The organism is Stenotrophomonas sp. SrG (genome assembly GCF_050031795.1).
Taxonomy (GTDB): Bacteria; Pseudomonadota; Gammaproteobacteria; order Xanthomonadales; family Xanthomonadaceae; genus Stenotrophomonas; species Stenotrophomonas rhizophila_A.
Genome location: NZ_JBNBBE010001582.1, coordinates 1 through 232, shown reverse-complemented (window position 1 = coordinate 232; position 232 = coordinate 1). Strand labels below are relative to the sequence as shown.

The window sequence follows — 232 nt, the reverse complement described above, 5'->3', positions numbered from 1 at the left end:
CCCAGCCAGCCCTGCACGACAGTGCCGACCAGCTCGAGCGAAGAATGCAACAGGTCCAGCCCATGGAGCACGAAGGGGCTGGCATAGCTCTGCGACAGCGCGGCCAGTGGCGGGCGCAGCGCGAGCCCGGCCCCTCCGACCAGCGCCAGGGCCAGCGCACCGGCACCCAGCCCGTACCACGCGCCCAGGTAAAGGAACGGGCGGCGGATGTATCCATCGCTGGCGCCCAGCG

At 71.6% G+C, this 232-nt stretch carries 1 pseudogene; it reads right to left on the bottom strand.

The features are described 5' to 3' along the window. A pseudogene (locus ACQG3P_RS24695) lies at nt 1–232 on the bottom strand (permease-like cell division protein FtsX); the annotation flags it as partial.